Below are 17,829 nucleotides of genomic sequence, written 5' to 3'. Positions count from 1 at the left end.
TGCGCTTAGGGTTTCAACCATGCAGATCCGACTTCCCCGGCCGCGGGGCCGATGGCTCGCGGGCGTCGCCGCCTTCGCCGTCCTCGCCGGCGCCGGTACGTGGACCGCCGTCGCCGACGACGCCGCGCCCGCCGTGCACCGCGAGGACCGGGTGCACGAGATGCCCGGGGCGAAGATCGACACCTCGTATTTCACCGGCGGCGGCGAAGGCCGGCGGCCCGCCGTCCTCCTCGGGCACGGCTTCGGCGGCAGCAAGGACGACGTCCGCGCACAGGCCGAGAAGCTGGCCCGTGACGGCTACGCCGTGCTGACCTGGTCGGCCCGCGGCTTCGGCCGGTCCACCGGACAGATCGGGCTCAACGACCCCGAGCACGAGGTCGAGGACGTCTCCCGGCTGATCGACTGGCTGTCGACGCGGCCGGAGGTGCGGTTGGACGCCGACGGCGATCCGCGGGTCGGCATGAGCGGCTCCTCGTACGGCGGCGCGGTCTCCCTGCTGGGCGCGGCGTACGACCAGCGGGTCGACGCGATCGCACCGCAGATCACCTACTGGAACTTCGCCGACGCGCTGTTCCCCCAGGGAGTCTTCAAGAAGCTCTGGGCCGGGATCTTCTTCTCGACCGGCTCCGCCGCGTCGTTGGGCACGGCGCCCGGGGGCGAGACCCCCGCCGACCCGGACACCCCCGCCGACCCGCCCGCGGGCGAGGCGCCGGCCGGTCAGGACCGTCCGGCCGCCGGGCAGGCTCCCGACAGTGACAGTGACAGCGACACCGGAGCCGCCGCGGCAGCGGACACAAGCGGCGCCAAGTCCGCTTCCGTCACCTCCGTCGCCGGCCGTGCGGCGTCCGACGCGGCCGCTCCCGGCGCTCGGACCGGCGCCGCGGCCGCCACTGACGCGCCCCCCGCCGATGCAGGCACGCGCGTCGCCGCGGCCTCCGGCCGCACCGCCGCGCCCACGCCCGCCAACCCGGCGGGGTGCGGCCGTTTCCAGCCCGTGCTGTGCGCCATGTACGAACGCGTCGCGGTCGCGGGGGAGCCGGACGCCGAGGCGCTCGAACTGCTGGAGAGCCGCAGCCCCTCCGCGGTCGGCGACCGCATCAGGACGCCCGCCCTCATCGTGCAGGGCCAGTCCGACTCGCTCTTTCCCCTCTCGCACGCCGACGCCATGGCGAAGGCGATCAGTGCCAACGGCGCGCCGGTCGCGGTCGACTGGATCGCCGGAGGCCACGACGGCGGTGACCGGGAGACCGACCGTGTCGAGGCCCGTATCGGCGACTGGTTCGACCGGTATCTGAAGCAGGACGAGGGCGTGGACACCGGCCCCGCGTTCCGCGTGAGCCGCACCGGCGGCGTCGACTCCACCGACGGCCAGGCACTGCTGCGCGGTGCGACCGGCCCGGTCTACCCCGGTCTCACCGACGGCGCCCGGCAGTTCACGCTCGCCGGCCGCGAGCAGCGCTTCTCCAACCCGGCGGGCGGCACCCCGCCGGCCATCTCGGCCGTGCCGGGGCTCAGCGGCGGCGCGGGCACGCTGTCCTCCCTCGGCGTCGGCCTGTCCCTCGACTTCCCCGGCCAGTTCGCGAGCTTCGTGTCGGAGCCGCTCGGCTCCTCCGTCCGCGTCACCGGCTCGCCCACCGTCAGGGTGAAGGTGGCCGCGGCCTCCGGTGACGCGGTCCTGTTCGGCAAGATCTACGACGTCGGACCGGACGGCCGGCAACAGGTGCTGCCCTCGCAGCTCGTCGCCCCGGTGCGGGTCGAGGACGCGAAGGCCGGCAAGGAGATCGCGCTGACCCTGCCCGCCGTGGATCACGAGTTCGACGCCGGGCACCGGCTGCGTCTCGTGCTGTCGGCGACCGACCTCGGCTACGCCTCCCCGGCCGCGCCCACCACCTACACCGTCTCCCTCGCCGGGCAGCTCTCCGTGCCCACCGCCCCCGCTGTCCGGACCCAGGCCGCCGGCATGCCCTGGTGGGTGTGGGGTCTGCCCGCATCCGGTGTCGTCGTGGCGGGGGCGCTGCTGTTCACCGCCCGCCGCCGCACCGTCGCACCGGCCCCCGACCCGGAGCGCGCCGACGTGCCGCTCGAGATCACCGCCCTGACCAAGCGGTACGCGAAGTCGGCCGACAGGTACGCCGTACGGGACCTGTCCTTCCGTGTCGAGAAGGGCCAGGTGCTCGGTCTCCTCGGTCCCAACGGCGCGGGCAAGACGACGACGCTGCGCATGCTGATGGGCCTCATCCGGCCCGACGAGGGCGAGATCCGGGTCTTCGGCCACGCGATCAGGCCCGGCGCGCCCGTGCTGTCCAGGGTCGGTGCGTTCGTCGAGGGCGCGGGTTTCCTCCCGCACCTGTCGGGGCGCGACAACCTGGAGCTGTACTGGCGGGCCACCGGCCGTCCCGCCGCCGACGCGCACATCGAGGAGGCCCTGGAGATCGCCGGCCTCGGTGACGCGCTGGCACGCGCGGTGCGCACGTACTCCCAGGGGATGCGGCAGCGGCTCGCCATCGCCCAGGCAATGCTCGGCATGCCGGACCTGCTGATCCTCGACGAGCCGACCAACGGTCTCGACCCGCCGCAGATCCGTGAGATGCGCGACGTGATGATCCGTTACGCCGCGGACGGCCGGACCGTCATCGTCTCCAGCCACCTCCTCTCTGAGGTCGAGCAGTCCTGCACCCATCTGGTGGTCATGGACCGCGGCCGGCTCGTCCAGGCCGGACCGGTCGCCGAGATCACCGGCGGGAGCGACACGGTGCTCGTCACCACCGACGGCGAGGTGCCGGAACCGCTCGTCGAGAAGATCGCGGCGCTGCCGGGGATCGGTTCGGCGGTGCGCACGGACGACGGACTGCTCGTACGCCTCGACGGAGTGACCACCACCGCGATGATCACCGAACTGGTGCGCCTGGACGTGCCGCTGACGGGCGTCGGCCCGCACCGCCGCCTGGAGGACGCGTTCCTCACCCTGATCGGAGGTTCCGCATGAGCGTGCCCGTGGAGACCGGTACGTCGAGTGCCGTGCTCGTCGAGTCCGCCCCCGGCTACCGCGCCCGGCACACCCTGCCGCTGCGGGTGGAGGCGGTGCGGCAGCTGAAGCGCCGCCGGACGCTGGTGATGGCCGGTGTGCTGGGTGCGCTGCCGCTGATCCTGATCGTCGCCTTCGCGATCGGCGGCACCCCGGGCGGCCGGGAGGGCGGCCGGATCACCCTGATGGACACCGCCACCGCGTCCGGCGCGAACTTCGCGGCGACCTGCCTGTTCGTGTCCGCCGGCTTTCTGCTGGTGGTGCCCGTGGCGCTGTTCCACGGCGACACGGTGGCCTCGGAGGCCAACTGGTCCTCCCTGCGCTATCTGCTGGCCGCCCCGGTGCCGCGCACCCGGCTGCTGTGGTCGAAACTGGCCGTGGCGCTCGGTTTCAGCGCGGCGGCGATGCTGCTGCTGCCACTGGTCGGGCTGGTCTCGGGGACCATCGCGTACGGCTGGGGGCCGCTCGAGCTTCCCACCGGCGGATCACTGGCGGCCGGCGAGACGCTGGGCCGGATCGGGCTCGTCGTGGCGTTCGTGTTCGTCTCTCAACTGGTCACCGCGGGCCTGGCGTTCTGGCTGTCGACCAAGACCGACGCCCCGCTGGGCGCTGTCGGCGGCGCCGTGGGGCTCACCATCATCGGCAATGTGCTCGATGCCGTCACGGCGCTGGGTGCCTGGCGCGAAATCCTCCCCGCGCACTGGCAGTTCGCCTGGATCGACGCGCTGCAGCCCCAGCTCGAGTGGAGCGGGATGCTCAAGGGGGCGTCGGTCTCCGTCACTTACGCACTGGTCCTGTTCGCGCTCGCGTTCCGGAACTTCTCCCGCAAGGACATCGTGTCGTAGGTCGTTTCTGGGCACAGCGGGCACAGCGGGCACAGCGGGCACAGCGGCCACAGTGGGCGGCAGCGGACCCAGTAGCAGTGCTGTTGCCGCATCGAGACCCTTCCGCAACGCCCACGACCGGTCCAACCGGCCGCCTCGGACGTCACATTCACAAGTGCCGACGATACGAGGGGGAGTCCGGATGAGGATTCGTACAGGACCGGTCACAAGGATGGGCAGGGGGTTCGCCGCGGCCCTTCTGGCCGGCGGTGTGCTGCTGACGGCGGGCTGCTCGGGCTCGGACAACATGACGACCGACAGCTCCGAAGGACACAGGCCGCCGCCCGACCGCGCTCCCGCGCCCGTCGCGCCCGACGGCGGCCCGGCGACCCGCGCGCCGGACGGCACGGCGGAGGAGCAGCGGGACTTCGCCCCGCCGGCCGACTACCTCTCCACCTTCGCTCTCGACGTGGACACGGCCTCCTACGACTACGCACGCCGCGTTCTCAAGGAAGGGGGGACGCCCTCGCGGGGGCAGGTCCGGCCGGAGGAGTTCATCAACAGCTTCCGCCAGGACTACCCGCGCCCCAAGGGCGACGGCTTCTCCGTGACCGTCGACGGAGCGCGGCCGGACGGCGGTGGTGCCGGCGGTGGTGACGGCGAGATCAAGTCCTCGGGCGGCGACACCTCGGGATACGAGGGCGACAACTGGTCACTGGTCCGCGTCGGGCTCTCCACCCGTCCCGCGGAGAACGGCGACCGGCCGCCCGCCGCGCTGACGTTCGTGATCGACATCTCCGGCTCGATGGCCGAGACCGGGCGGCTCGACCTCGTCAAGAGGTCGCTCGGCACGCTCACCGACCAGTTGCGCGACGACGACTCGATCGCAGTCGTGGTCTTCAGCGGCGAGGCGGAGACCCGGCTGCCCATGACCCGTCTCGCCGGCAACCGCGACCGAGTCCACTCCGTCGTCGACGAGCTGGAACCCACCGACTCCACCAATGTGGAGGCGGGCGTCACGACCGGCTACGACGAGGCCGTCGAGGGGCACAGGAAGGGCGCCACCAACCGTGTGGTTCTGCTGTCCGACGCCCTCGCCAACACTGGTGAGACACAGGCGGAGGCGATCCTCGAGCGGATCGACGGCGCCCGGCGAGACCACGGCATCACCCTGTTCGGCGTCGGAGTCGGCAGCGACTACGGGGACGACCTGATGGAACGCCTCGCGGACAAGGGCGACGGCCACACCACCTACGTCTCCACCGACGAGGAGGCACGCAAGGTCTTCGTCGACCAGCTGCCCCGCCACGTCGAACTGCGGGCGCGGGACGCCAAGGCGCAGGTCGCGTTCGACCCGCGGAATGTCAAGCAGTTCCGGCTCATCGGCTACGAGAACCGCGAGGTCGCGGACGAGGACTTCCGTGACGACCGGGTGGACGGTGGCGAGGTGGGCCCCGGCCACACCGTCACGGCCCTCTACGCCGTACGCCTCAAGGACGGCGCGAGCGGCCATGTCGCGACCGCGACCGTACGCTGGCTCGACCCCAAGACCCGCGCCCCCCACGAGGAGAGCGGCTCCGTGGAGACCGACGCGATCGACGGAACGCTCTGGGACGCCTCGTCCGAGCGGCTCCAGATCACTGCGGTGGCCGCGTACTTCGCCGAGTCGCTGCGCGGCGGCGCGCTGCCGGGCGCGCCGGGCCTCGGGGTACTGGAGGACCGGGCACGAAGGCTGGCCGGGGCGACGGAGGACAAGGCCGTCGAGGACCTGGCCGACGCGATCGCGCAGGCCAACCGGAGGGCCAGGGACTGAGCCCGGGCCGAGGCCCGCTCGAGTGTGAGTCGAAGGACGTTCGCGGGTGGTTCGACGGCGGTGGGAAACCGGCCTCGAACCACCCCGCGCCGTCCGAAAACACGGCGCGCCACCCGTCGCTTCACGACATCATGAACGGCATGGCCACCCTTCTGCTCGCCCTCGCCGTCGTGTCCACAGGTCTGTACGCGGGCTTCTTCGTGATCTTCCAGACGGGCATCATGCCCGCGCTCGCGCGCCTGACCGACGACCAGTTCGTGCCCGCCATGGCCCGCATCAACGAGAGGGTGCCGCGTGGCACCTTCATGCTGGCCTTCCTCGGCAGCGTCGGCTTTCCGGTCGCGGCACTCTTCGTCCCGGTCGACGGCCGGACCGAGACCGACCGGTGGCTGGTCATCGCCGCGTTGGTCTGCGCGATCGTCGGACATCTCATCACCAGCGCCGGCAACGTGCCGCTGAACAACGCCCTCGCCGCGTCCGAGAGCTCCGGCCGGACTCCGGCGCGGGAGGCGAGGGCCGCGTTCGAGTCCAAGTGGAACGCCTTCCACGCCGTCCGCACCCTCTTCGCCCTCGCCGCCTTCGTCCTCCTTGTCTGCGCCGCGACGCCCTGAGGCGTCGCGGCGGGGCGGCTCACGCCCGGAAGCAGGACTGGGCGGCTCACGCCTGGAAGGTCGCATGGGCGGCTCACGCCGGAAGCAGGGCACGCGGGCGGCTCACGCCCCGGAAGCAGGACACATGGGCGGCTCACGCCCCGGAAGCCCGGAAGCAGTGCACGTCCTCACGGTCCGCACGCCGACCTGCTTCCGTGCCCCCGCCACGGCGCACCGTCAGAAGCTGCCCGGCGCCGCGTCCAGCCGCAGGAACGGGACCGACTCGCCCACCCGCCGATAGGCCGCCTCGCTGCCGTCGACGTCGTAGCCCATGAACCGGCAGAGCTGACGCGCCGCGAAGGGGTGGCGGGGTGCGTAACGGGCCATGAGACGGCCGCCCTCCTCCGGGGTGACCCGCTGCGCCGTCACCGGGTAGTAGTGGCGGCCGACCTGGATCGTGGCCTGCGGCGTGTGGAGGAGGTTGCGGTACCACTGCGCCTGGGGACCGAATCCCGATGCCACCGTCCACGACCCGCCCACCCGGTCGTGCTCCACGACCTCGATGACGGTCTTGCGGGTCAGCCCGGACGAGCGACCGGTGTGGATCAGCAGCAGCAGACGCCGGCCGAACAGGGGCCCGAGGCCGATCCGGTACAGGTGGACGGGCAGCCTGGCCACGAAGCGCTTCCAGCCTGCGGGGAGTGGCGGGCGCTGTGGTGGGGTGTGCGGAGCAGTCACGAACCTGCCTTTCGTGAGCGTTGGCGAGGGTGCGGGCCTTCGACCCGGTCCGGCGGATCTGAGAGTTCTCTGAGAGCGGCCTCGATTCGGTAACAGGGTCTGATCGGGACGATTCGACTGTGCAACCTTTGCATAGTCTAAAAGTGGTGGCGAGGTCGACGGGGGTGGCGGAGCCACTGCCTCCCTGCCTCCCTGCCTCCGCCCGACGGCCGCCGCGCGACCGTGCGGCCGTGCGGCCGGCGGAGGCAACCCCTGCCATCCCTGACCGACCTCTGGAGTGCGACTTGGCCGAGGAGATTCCGTCGCGCTTCAGGCTGCTCTCCGCCCTCCCCTTCGTGGTGATGGGCATAGTCGCCCTGGTCGATGTGACAGCCGGATCGAGTGTGGGATTCCTCGCACTCGTCTCCCTCGGACCCGCCTTCGCCGGACTGGTCGGCGGGTGGCGGCGTACAGCGATGATCGGCGTCCTCTCGCTGGGGTTCTGCCTCGGCCTCGGCATCTACGACGGCGTTCTCGGTGAACGCCGCTGGTACTCCGCCATGGCCTCCGTCACCGGCGTGACCGGCGCGGGCATCGCTGCGGCCGTGATGCGGCAGCGGCGGGAGGCGGAACTCGCCAGCGTGCGCTCCATCGCGGAGGTCGCGCAGCGCGTGCTGCTGAGGCCCGTGCCGCGCACGGCGGGCCATCTGCGGGTGGCGGTCTCGTACACGTCGGCGGTCGCGGAAGCCCGGATCGGCGGCGACCTCTACGAGGTGGTCAGCTCACCCGGCGGCGTGCGGGTCATCGTCGGCGACGTCCAGGGCAAGGGGCTCGAGGCGGTCGAGACGGCGGCCGTCGTCCTCGGAGCCTTCCGCGAGGCCGCGCACGAGGAGGACGAGCTCGCGGGCGTCGGCGAAAGACTGGAGAGAGCTCTCGAACGGGAGCTGCTGGGCGGTGAGAAGTTCGTGACCGCCGTGCTCGCCGAACTGGAGCCGGGCAAGGGCGCGACCCTCCTCAACTACGGACACCCCGCACCGATGCTGGTGCGCTCGGACGGCTCCGTCTCCTTCGCCGAGCCGCCCCGGCGTGCCCTGCCGCTCGGACTCGGCATCCACGGCACGACGGCCCCGGAGCCGTTCACGGCGGACTTCGCACCGGGTGACCAGATGTTCCTCTACACGGACGGGGTCACGGAGACCCGTGACCACGCCGGACGGTTCTATCCGCTCGGCGACCGCGGTCACCTGCTCAAGACGGACGACCCGGAGGCCGCGCTCGGCGCCCTGCGCACGGACCTGGAGGAGTACGCGCAGGCCTCGCCGCACGACGACGCCGCGATGCTGCTGATCCGGTACCGCCGTGCGTGAGGGCCGCGGCGCACGGGGCGGGAGGCGGCCAGAGGGGCGCGCACGGTACAAAGAAGAAATGACCGAACCAGCGCACGCCTCGTACTCCTCGCGGGGGATGGACGATGTCGACGCCGTGACCCGTGCGGTGCTGACCGCGTCCCGACTGCTCGTCGCCCTCTCGGCGCGCTCGCTCGCCGCTGTGGAGGACAGGGTGACGCTGCCCCAGTTCCGGCTGCTGGTCGTGCTGTTGCAGGAAGGCCCGGCGAAGCTCGTCGTACTCGCCGACCGGCTCGGTGTGAACCCGTCGACCGCCATGCGCATGATGGACCGCCTGATCGCGGCGGGCCTGGCCGACCGGCAGGTCAACCCGGACAACCGGCGCGAGACGGTGCTGAGGCTGACGGCGGACGGCCGCCGCATCGTCGAGGACGTCACCGCACAGCGGCGCAAGGAGGTCGCGGCCATCGTCGAACGGCTCGACCCGGCGCAGCGGGCGGCGCTCATCGGCGCGCTCGCCGCCTTCACGGAGGCCGGCGGTGAGCCGTCGGTCCCCGACGAGGACGGCGAGCTGTACCCGCTCGGCTGGTCGGACATGGGCCCGCGGCCGGCTCGCTGACACCGTTCGGGCTGGGCGGGGAGGACCCGGTCGGCTTCGCCGGCGTGCGGTGGTCGAGCTGTGTCACCGTGCCAGTGCCGCTCCCGGGCAGAGGCCGGCGGGCGCCGGGTCCTCCACCGCGAGAAGCATTGCACAGTGCAAGGGATTTGACCGCCCTTTCGACGGCGGGGTCCGCCGGCTCCGGCGAGGGATCCCTACTTGGGCGCCACCGCCGCCTCGACCTCCGCGAATGTCGCGGCGTCGACCAGACCGGTGTCCTCGAGGACCTCCAGGTGGTCCAGCACCGTCTGGTTCGCCTGGCGGGCGTGACGGCGGATCAGATCGTTCTGCGTAGCACCCCTGACCTCCGCGATCGTGGCGAAGATCTTGCCGTGCGACGAGCGCAGCAGATTCGCGAAGAGCCGGTCGAACTCCGCGCCCTGGGCGTTCTCCAACTGCTCCACGAAGCCCTGCTGCTCCTCGGTGGCCTCGTTGGGGAGCTCCACACCCAGGATCTTGGCGTCCTCGCGCACGAGTTGGTCCAGCTTGCTGTGGCCGTCGAGGAGATGCAGCCCGGCCCGCTTCACCGCCTCACTGGAGGCATGGGTCTGGGCCAGTCGCCCGGCGGGGATCTCCCAGAGCCCCGCCTGCCGCACCTTCACGAGAAACGTCCTGTCGACCTCGGTCACCCGCTGCGGCCCCGCGGCTTCCGCGGCCGTCGCCCCGGAGAACCCGGCACCCGCATGCCCGGCACCGTGCGGAGCGGTCCCACCCGCGGCGGTGGTGCCCGCGGTGGCCTCTCCACTGCCGGTCTGCAGCGAGACGACGACAAGAGCGACCGCGGCTATGGCGGCGGTGACGACTGCGACGACCTTCATCGATATTCCGGAGCGCGCTGCGCGTCGGTTGGAATGCACTGATGCCTCCCGGCTCGGCATTGGGAAAGGGTTGCTGAACGGCGCTCTGGGAGCTGCTGTGGCGGCTGGCACGGCACGCAGGGGTGAGTACGGGCGCGAGAGCCGGGATGTTCAACACGCGCCGTACGAGCGGAAGCGGAGCGGGACCGGCCCGGAGGTCGGCATCGCGGGAACGGCTCCGAGGCGGCCCCATGGGGCAACTCCGAGGCGGGCCCGGGGGAAACCACCCCGTGGAGACCACCCCGGGGCCGGAACCGGGACCGGGACCGGGGCCGGAACCGGGCTCGTCCTGCCGCCCCGGGACGGCCCGGAGGGGTGCGCCAAGGTCCGCCTTGGGTCCTGCTTGTGGACGCAGGCCAAGGGCGGGTTCGGGAGGGGGCCCGGGGCCGGCCTGGGGCGGAGGTCGGCGCAGCCTCGGGAACGGACGCGGGACCGAGGGCCGGGACCCGTCCCGCCGCCCGGGACGGCGCAGGGAGGTGCGTCAGGGTTCGCCCAGGGAACCCCCCGGGAGACGGCCTCGGGCCGGACGCCGGACCCGCACAGGGAGGCGCCTGGGGCCGTTCGCTCAGGCCCCGCCTCGCGGCCCGCCTGGCGACGGCCTCGGAACAGGGGCCGGGGGCCGGCCTGCGGGCGGCGGGCAGCCGTCGGAACCGGTCAGTCCGCCACATCGACCCCGTAGCCGCGGGCGAGCGCCGCAAGCCCGTGGTCGTAACCCTGGCCGACGGCGCGGAAGCGCCACAGCGGGCCGCGGCGGTAGAGCTCCGCGACGAGCATCGTGCGTTCCGTCGTGGCGGCGTCGAGGGCCGCCTGGGCGAGCGGAGCGGCGCTGCCGCCGGGGCCGGTGGTGACCTGGATCGCGCCCACGTCGCCGAACGTCGGCGTGCCGTCGATCGCGGCCGCGATCACGACCCGGCGGACCGCCGGCGGCAGCGCGGCGAGGTCGGCGGTGATCGTCTGCTCGGTCGGACCGTCGGTCAGCAGCCGTACGGTCCCGTCCGGGCTTTCCGGCGCACCGTAGAACACGAAGTCCTCGTCGCAGGAGACCTGGTCGTCCTCGTCGACGACGAACGCGACCAGGTCGATCTCGCAGGTCGTCTGCTGGGCCCAGCCCGCGCTGACGCTCCACAGGGATCCGGCCGGCCGGCCCGGAAGGTCCACGACACCGCCCCGCGGCAGCACCTGCGGGCCCTGCCGCCGCTCGCTCCAGTCGGGCACGGTGGCGATGGTGGGCGCGTCCAGCCATCCGTCGTCGTACGTCGGGATCCGGAGCGTCGAGATCCGGCGCATACGGCGGTCGGTGTCCCCGCCGGCCAGCAGGACCACGTCGGTGACGCCCGCGGACAGGTTGATCGCCGCGGCGCCGCCGAGTTCGACGACGCGGCCGCGTGCGGACGCCGCGTCGGGATGCGATCCGCCCAGCACCAGCACCCGCCGCCCGCGCAGCGGCTTGGCGGCGCCCGCCTTGGCGGCGGCCACGGGCGCGGCGCCCACGGGCGTGCCGGCCGTGGGCGTGCCGGCCATGGGTGTGTCGGCCGTGGGCGGCGCGGCGGTGGGGGAGGGCCGGTCGTCCTCGGGCTCTCGTGCGGCGGGGACGGTGACCTCGGCCACCGGAGCCGGACCGGTCGCGGCCGCCGGGACGATCACGGGCGGCGGCACGTCGTGCGCCTCGCCCGGCCGTACGTCCCCCAGCAGCCCGAGGAACGCCTGCTCGTCGACGACGGGCACGCCCTCGGCGACGGCCCGCCGCGCCTTCGCCGAGCCGGAGGACACGTCGTTCGTGACCAGGACACTGGTGTGCCGGCTGACGGAGCCCATCACGTTGAGCCCGGCCGCCACGGCCCTGGCCACCAGCTCAGCCCGGGCCGTGGCGGTCTCGCCCGTCAGCGCGACTTTCATGCCCTGGACGAGAGGTCCGCCCGCCGTCATCCGCCCCGGATTGCGGTAGGCGCACGGCGTCTTGGGCGGGCTCGGCGTGAACTGGGAGTTCTGCCTGGGCGGGCAGGACACCAGAGGCAGCGGCAGGTCCAGCCTCGCCGCTTCCCGGAGGGAGGCGCGCAGCACACCGGCCAGCACACGCGTGTCGTCGAGTGCGTCGTGCGCCCGCAGTTGCGGCACCCCGTAGTGCGCGGCCAGCGTGCCGAGCCGGAGGTCGTCGGTCGGCGGGTCCACCCGCCGGTTCAGCGCCAGGGTGCACAGCCGCCTGGACACCGGCAGCCACGTACGGGCGCGGGCGAACTCGTGGGCGAGGAAGTCGTAGTCGAACTGCGCGTTGTGCGCGACCAGTACCCGGCCCTCGAGCATGCCCGAGATCCGCTCCGCGACGTCCTCGAACGCCGGCGCCCCGTGCAGCCGCTCTGCCGTCAGCCCGTGCACATGCACCGGCCCGGGGTCACAGCCGGGGTTGAGCAGGGTGGAGAACTCCCCGGTCCGCTCCCCGTCCGGCCCGACGGTCACCACGGCGACGGACAGCACCCGGTCCCGTCGCGCGACGAGTCCGGAGGTCTCCACGTCGACAAGGGCCCAGTCATGGGCGTAATCGGGCAAGTTGGACACGTCGAGGTCCGCGGCGGCGAGAGTCATGGCGGAAGGATGATTCAGTCTTCACATATTCTTCAACCCGGATGTGGATTTCTCCCGTTATGCGGGGCGCGTGGATGCTCCGACGGGAAATCTCCGTCCCCCGCGCGCCCCTGTCCGATCAGCCGGGCGGCACCGAGGAGAGCCGGGCCGTGCGAGCCGGTCACTCGGAGTGCTGCGCGTGCGAAGGCCACTGCCCGTCGGCGAACTGGCGCCCCCAGTAATACGGGTTGACCTCCGCGAGTGTGCGGGACTCCCAGCGGGTCGGATCGTCCTCCCGCGGTACGGCGACCTCGACGGAGGGACCCCAGAGCGCCAGCCGTTCCTGGCAGATGCCGCAGGGGGGAAGGATCAGAACCCTGCCGTGGTCGAGGTCCCGGCAGACGCAGACGGAGGCGGTCACCGCGCGGTCCTGCGTGTAGGCCTGGATGAAGGCCCCGGTCTCCTGGCAGAGGGCGACCGACCCGTGCATGTTGTCCAGACCGACGCTGGTCAGGATCCCGCCGTCCGCGAGGCGCACGGCAGCCGCCCCGCCGGGTTCGGCGGCCGGCCAGCGCCGGTGCATGAGTTCCATGGCCGCGTCCACGAGTTCCTGATCGAGTTTCATGTGCGGGAGTCTGGCACGGCGGTCGGAGTCGTACGCTTCCCGGGCACGCCACCTTTGCCGGCCGCCGAACGAGGAGTACTCGCGTGCCCGACCAGAGCGCCGACCAGAGCGCCGACCGGAGCGCCGACCGGAACGCCGAACAGGCCGCCGGCCGGAGCAAGGGGACCGACCCGTCGAGAAGGCCGTTCCTCTACGTCGTCGTCTGCGCGTCCGGATCGGCCGGGGACGTCGGCAAGCTGATCACCGCTGCCCAGGCGCGGCGTTGGGACGTGGGCGTCATCGCCACGCCGCAGGGGCTCCGCTTCATCGACCCCGCGGCGATCGAGGCGCAGACCGGCTACCCGATCCGCTCCGCCTGGCGCGCACCGGGCGACCCGCGACCGCTGCCCCCGGCCGACGCCATCGCGGTCGCGCCGGCCACCTTCAACACGATCAACAAGTGGGCCGCCGGTATCTCCGACACGCTCGCACTCGGCATCCTGTGCGAGGCGTACGGGTCCGGGATCCCGACCGCGGTCCTGCCGTACCTGAACGCGGCCCAGGCCGCCCACCCCGCCTATGCGCGGAGCCTGGACCGGCTGCGGGAGATGGGCGTCCTGGTCGGCTCGTACCGGCCCGAGGAGGGCGGCGGCACGGAAGGCTTCCGCTGGGAAGAGGCCCTGGACCTGCTGGCTTCGGCGAGGCGGCTCGGACTCTGACGCCTCCGGCCTCCGGCCGCGCGCCGAGCCGGACCCCCGCGGACTCGACGGGCCCATCCGAAGGGATCCAGTGACGACCGCACCGCGCCCGCCCTGTTCTCGGGACCGCCCGAGACCGGTTCGGCGCTTACGCGTCCGCTACGCCCCGCCCGCTAGGGTGCCGCTGACCACTGAAAAGGCCCTCCTGGTCGGAGGGCCTCTCGATGGTGCGCTGCGGTGAGCGCCCCCGGCAGGACTCGAACCTGCGGCCAAGCGCTTAGAAGGCGCCTGCTCTATCCACTGAGCTACGGGGGCCGGTGGTGGCCTCGGTGGCCTGGAGCCCCAATCGGGTGGTCCGTGACCTTGCCGGGCACAAGGATAGGGCTCCGATCGCCTTGGCCCGGTTGCTTCACCTGCGTGGCACGATGTGGAGGTTCGGTGAAGCGAACCGATAATCGCAGGCAGGTGCGATTCGTGCATCGCTTTTGACGTCTCACGCGGCGGGTGTTGTGCACTCGTTATGCCTGCGTCCCACTCGTCCCAAGTGTCCCGTCTGCCGGATCGGCGCGCAGAGATCGTCATACGCTTCAAAAAGCCGCCAAAATTGGGCATTCTTCGCTTGTGGTGACTCTGGATGCACGGCCTCAGCTGATCGACGCACTTTCCGCCCTGCGCGACCGTGTCGCCGCCGTGCGTCTACCGCTTCCCCTCGCGGGTGCGCCACGAGCGCGCCAGACGCGGGCCGAGCTGCTCGCCCAGCTCGACGACTACCTGGTTCCCCGTCTCAGAGAACCCGACGCTCCCCTGCTCGCCGTCATCGGCGGTTCCACCGGCGCCGGGAAGTCCACGCTCGTCAACTCCCTTGTGGGGCGGCGGGTCAGCGAGGCGGGGGTGCTCCGGCCCACCACCCGTACGCCGGTGCTGGTGTGTCACCCCGACGACCACCACTGGTTCGCCGGGATGCGGGTGCTGCCGCAACTCACCAGAGTCTGGCTGCCGCCGCAGGACGAGGTGGAGGACGACCCGCTGCCGCACAGGGCGGGCGCCGCCCCGGTCGAGGAGAAGGCGCTGCGGATCGAGACCGCGTCCTCACTGCCGCGCGGGCTCGCCCTGCTGGACGCGCCCGACATCGACTCGCTGGTCGTCGAGAACCGGTTGCTGGCGGGAGAGTTGCTCTGCGCCGCCGACGTGTGGGTGATGGTGACGACGGCCTCGCGGTACGCCGACGCCGTGCCGTGGCACCTGCTGCGCACGGCGAAGGAGTACAACGCCTCGCTGGTCACCGTGCTCGACCGGGTGCCGCACCAGGTGGTCGAGGAGGTCTCGAGGCAGTACGCCGCGCTGCTGACGAAGGCGGGTCTCGGGGAGGTCCCCCGGTTCACGATCCCGGAGCTGCCGGAATCGGCCGGGGGCGCGCACGGACTGCTGCCCAACACGGCCGTCGCGGGACTGTTCGCCTGGCTCGCCCACCGGGCGCAGGACCCGGCGGCGCGCCAGCAGGCCATGGGCCGTACGGCTGGTGGTGTGATCGATTCGCTCAACGCGCGGATGCCGGAGCTCGCCGCCGCGGTCGCGGCCCAGTACGCGGCGGCCGTACGGCTGACCGGTGCGGTCGAGGAGGCGTACGAGACGGAACGCGCACGGGTACGCGGTCAGCTGCGGGCAGGTGCCGTGCTGACCGGGGACGCGCGCACCCGCTGGCGCGGCTATCCGCGCGACAGCTCGGCCGCCGAGCTGCTGGACTCCCTGGTCGCCGGCCTGTCCGCGCTCCTTCAGTGCGCCGTCGCGGCCGCCGACGAGCGCGTGGAGAACGCCTGGCGGCGCGAGCCCGCTGCCGCCGCCGTCACGCCGACCCGCGGGCGTGACCTGGAGGTGGGGGAGCGGATCGGTATGGCCGTACGGCGCTGGCGGCGGGTCCTCGAGGAGCTCGCGGAGGAGGAGGTGCGCGGGATGGAGCGCAACGCCGCGCCCGACGCCGAGACGGTGGCGGCGCTGCTGGCGGCCTCCCTCCTGGGCGGACGGCGGGCGCGTGCCGCGGGTGAGCGGCTCGCCGAGCGGATCGGCGCGCAGGGCGCGCTGCGGCTGCGCGACAAGGGCGGTGAGCTGGCGACGACGTACATCGACGACGTACTGAACGGCGAGCGGGAACGGCGCCTCGCGCCTCTCGACAAGCTCGAGGTGAGCCCGGAACCGCAGGCCGAGCTGATTGCCGCGCTGTCCCTACTGCAGAAGGAGAGGTGACCGCGGGTGACCGCCATCACCGACGACGAGAACGAGACCGGTGACCGCTGGGACGACGGTCTGATCGCCCGCCGGTCGGCCGGTCAGCGGCCGGACGACCCCGAGGGGGAGAACGGCGCGGGCAGGCCGGACGGCGGCGCCGGGCCGGACATGGGCCTCGACGGCAGCCTTCTCGTCGGCGAGGACCATCTGCCCATCGGCGGGATGTACGGCGGTGCGCTGCGGGACCGGCTCAACGCCCTCCGCGAGCTGCTCGGCCTGTCCCAGACCCGGCTGGACGGAAAGACCCTCGCGGAGGCGGGCCGCGTGCTCGACGAGGCGGCCGCGCGCCAGCGGTTGTCGTCCCGCCACACCGTGGTGGCCATCGCGGGGGCGACGGGCAGCGGCAAGTCGACACTGTTCAACGCCCTCGCCGGAGTGCGCATCGCGGAGACCGGGCTGCGCAGGCCCACCACGTCCGCACCGATCGCCTGCACCTGGTCGGAGGGGTCGGCGGGGCTGCTCGACCGGCTCGCGATCCCGGGACGGCTGCGGCGCAAGCCCCTCGCGGGTGGTGACGGCGACGAACTGCTGCACGGCCTCGTACTGGTGGACCTGCCGGACCACGACTCCGCCGTCGTGCGGCACCGGGAGCAGGTCGACCGGGTGCTGGCCCTGGTCGACGCGGTGATCTGGGTCGTGGACCCGGAGAAGTACGCCGACGCGGCGCTGCACGAGCGCTATCTGCGGCCGCTGGCCGGGCACGCGGAGATCACCTTCGTCGTTCTCAACCAGATCGACAGGCTGCCCGGTGAGGCCGCCGACCAGGTCCTGGACGATCTGCGGCGGCTCCTCGACGAGGACGGCATGGCGCTGGGGGAGCACGGCGAACCGGGGGCCACGGTCCTCGCGCTGTCGGCGCTCACCGGGGAGGGTGTCGGCGAACTGCGCGAAATGGTCGGCGCTTTCGTGCAGGAGCGCAGCGCGTCGGCGCGCAGGCTGTCCGCCGACGTCGACGCCGCGGCGGCGAAGCTGCGGCCCGTGTACGTCGCCGACGGCAGGACCGGTCTCGACGAGCGTGCCCGTGAGGACTTCTCCGCCCGGCTGGCGGACGCGATCGGAGCGACGGCGGCGGGCGAGGCGGCGGAGCGGGAGTGGCGCAGGAACGCGGGCCGGGCGTGCGGTACGCCGTGGTTGAGGCTGTGGCGGTGGTACGAGCGCAAGCGGGTGCCCGGGGCGGCGTCGGTCGAACCGGCGGTGCCCGTGGAGGAGGAGGCGACGGCGCGTCAGAGGGTCGAGCAGGCCGTGCGGACGGTCGCGGAGGAGGCCGCGCACGGACTGCCCGCGCCGTGGGCGCAGGCGGTGCGGGAGGCGGCGGCGCGCGGGGCGGAGGGGCTTCCGAAGGCGTTGGACGAGTTGGCCGCGCGGGAGACGGCCGAGACGAAGGGACGGCCTCTGCGGCCCGCGTGGTGGCCGGCGGCGGTGCTGGCGCAGGCGTCGATGACTCTGCTGCAGATCTTCGGCGGGCTGTGGCTGGTGGGGCAGATCGTCGGCGTACTGGAGCCCGGCCTGGTTCCTCCGGCGCTGGTCATGCTCGCCGGAATCGTGGGCGGGCCGCTGGTGGAGTGGGCGTGCGCGGCCGCGACGAAGGGACCCGCCCGGCGGTACGGGCAGGACGCGCGGCGCCGGCTGCACGAGGCCGCGGCCGGGTGCGGGCGCGCGAACGTGCTCGACCCGATCGCGGCGGAACTCATGCGGTACCGGGAGGTGCGGGAGCAGTACGCGACGGTTTCCGGGGTGGCGCAGACGGAATCCGGGGCCGGCGCTGTCGCGCGGACCGGTTCCGGGACTGTCGCGCGGACCGGTTCCGGCAGTGCGCCGGGGCGGGAGCCTTCCCGGATCGGGTGACGGAATTGTC

The 17,829-nt window shown here is 72.9% G+C and carries 13 protein-coding genes and 1 tRNA gene; 9 read left to right on the top strand and 5 right to left on the bottom strand.

Going from position 1 to position 17,829, the window contains the following annotated elements:
- The first annotated feature begins 19 nt into the window (after positions 1-19).
- From ACFYV1_RS21235 to ACFYV1_RS21220, 4 genes are all read left to right on the top strand, one after another.
- The gene (locus ACFYV1_RS21235) at positions 20-2,986 is read left to right on the top strand and encodes an alpha/beta fold hydrolase (RefSeq protein WP_389397068.1); all 2,967 of its coding nucleotides are present in this window, start codon (positions 20-22) and stop codon (positions 2,984-2,986) included.
- On the top strand, positions 2,983-3,870 hold the full coding sequence (locus ACFYV1_RS21230; protein WP_389397067.1) for an ABC transporter permease: 888 nt from the start codon (positions 2,983-2,985) through the stop codon (positions 3,868-3,870). Before ACFYV1_RS21235 ends, ACFYV1_RS21230 begins: the two co-directional genes overlap by 4 nt.
- Before the next feature lie 211 nt (positions 3,871-4,081).
- Entirely contained in the window at positions 4,082-5,662 is a 1,581-nt protein-coding gene (locus ACFYV1_RS21225) for a von Willebrand factor type A domain-containing protein (protein ID WP_389397066.1), read from the top strand.
- A gap of 140 nt (positions 5,663-5,802) precedes the next feature.
- Positions 5,803-6,273 (top strand): DUF1772 domain-containing protein, encoded by a 471-nt coding sequence (locus tag ACFYV1_RS21220; RefSeq protein ID WP_389397065.1) that lies wholly within the window; start codon positions 5,803-5,805, stop codon positions 6,271-6,273.
- Positions 6,274-6,489: 216 nt separating this feature from the next.
- Here the strand turns inward: ACFYV1_RS21220 and ACFYV1_RS21215 are convergent, their stop codons facing one another.
- A complete protein-coding gene (locus ACFYV1_RS21215) occupies positions 6,490-6,990 on the bottom strand; it encodes a nitroreductase family deazaflavin-dependent oxidoreductase (protein WP_389397064.1) in 501 nt (166 codons plus the stop codon).
- Between the two features lie 341 nt (positions 6,991-7,331).
- Between ACFYV1_RS21215 and ACFYV1_RS21210 the strand changes: the two genes are divergently transcribed.
- Together ACFYV1_RS21210 and ACFYV1_RS21205 are read left to right on the top strand one after the other, a co-directional pair.
- On the top strand, positions 7,332-8,336 hold the full coding sequence (locus ACFYV1_RS21210; RefSeq protein WP_389397297.1) for a PP2C family protein-serine/threonine phosphatase: 1,005 nt from the start codon (positions 7,332-7,334) through the stop codon (positions 8,334-8,336).
- Positions 8,337-8,433: 97 nt separating this feature from the next.
- Positions 8,434-8,934: a MarR family winged helix-turn-helix transcriptional regulator gene (locus tag ACFYV1_RS21205; RefSeq protein WP_389397296.1), complete on the top strand. Its 501-nt coding sequence runs from the start codon at positions 8,434-8,436 to the stop codon at positions 8,932-8,934.
- 194 nt (positions 8,935-9,128) lie between these two features.
- Here the strand turns inward: ACFYV1_RS21205 and ACFYV1_RS21200 are convergent, their stop codons facing one another.
- From ACFYV1_RS21200 to ACFYV1_RS21190, 3 genes are all read right to left on the bottom strand, one after another.
- On the bottom strand, positions 9,129-9,791 hold the full coding sequence (locus ACFYV1_RS21200) for a DUF4142 domain-containing protein (RefSeq protein WP_389397063.1): 663 nt from the start codon (positions 9,789-9,791) through the stop codon (positions 9,129-9,131).
- A 693-nt stretch (positions 9,792-10,484) separates the two neighbouring features.
- Entirely contained in the window at positions 10,485-12,410 is a 1,926-nt protein-coding gene (locus ACFYV1_RS21195) for a DEDDh family exonuclease (protein WP_389397062.1), read from the bottom strand.
- 160 nt (positions 12,411-12,570) lie between these two features.
- Positions 12,571-13,014 carry a cytidine deaminase gene (locus ACFYV1_RS21190; protein WP_389397061.1) on the bottom strand — a complete coding sequence of 148 codons (444 nt, stop codon included), beginning with the start codon at positions 13,012-13,014 and terminating at the stop codon, positions 12,571-12,573.
- A gap of 83 nt (positions 13,015-13,097) precedes the next feature.
- On the opposite strand from ACFYV1_RS21190, the gene ACFYV1_RS21185 reads away from it, so the two are divergent.
- Positions 13,098-13,712: a flavoprotein gene (locus ACFYV1_RS21185; protein ID WP_389397060.1), complete on the top strand. Its 615-nt coding sequence runs from the start codon at positions 13,098-13,100 to the stop codon at positions 13,710-13,712.
- A 221-nt stretch (positions 13,713-13,933) separates the two neighbouring features.
- Here the strand turns inward: ACFYV1_RS21185 and ACFYV1_RS21180 are convergent.
- Positions 13,934-14,006: transfer RNA gene (locus tag ACFYV1_RS21180), tRNA-Arg, on the bottom strand.
- Positions 14,007-14,321: 315 nt separating this feature from the next.
- Between ACFYV1_RS21180 and ACFYV1_RS21175 the strand changes: the two genes are divergently transcribed.
- Positions 14,322-15,932 carry a dynamin family protein gene (locus ACFYV1_RS21175; RefSeq protein ID WP_389397295.1) on the top strand — a complete coding sequence of 537 codons (1,611 nt, stop codon included), beginning with the start codon at positions 14,322-14,324 and terminating at the stop codon, positions 15,930-15,932.
- 6 nt (positions 15,933-15,938) lie between these two features.
- Positions 15,939-17,819, top strand: a complete 1,881-nt coding sequence (locus ACFYV1_RS21170; RefSeq protein WP_389397059.1) for a GTPase — start codon at positions 15,939-15,941, stop codon at positions 17,817-17,819.
- Positions 17,820-17,829 lie beyond the last annotated feature (10 nt).

The organism is Streptomyces sp. NPDC003023, from assembly GCF_042888225.1.
GTDB lineage: Bacteria > Actinomycetota > Actinomycetes > Streptomycetales > Streptomycetaceae > Streptomyces.
This window is presented reverse-complemented; position numbering and strand designations above follow the sequence as displayed.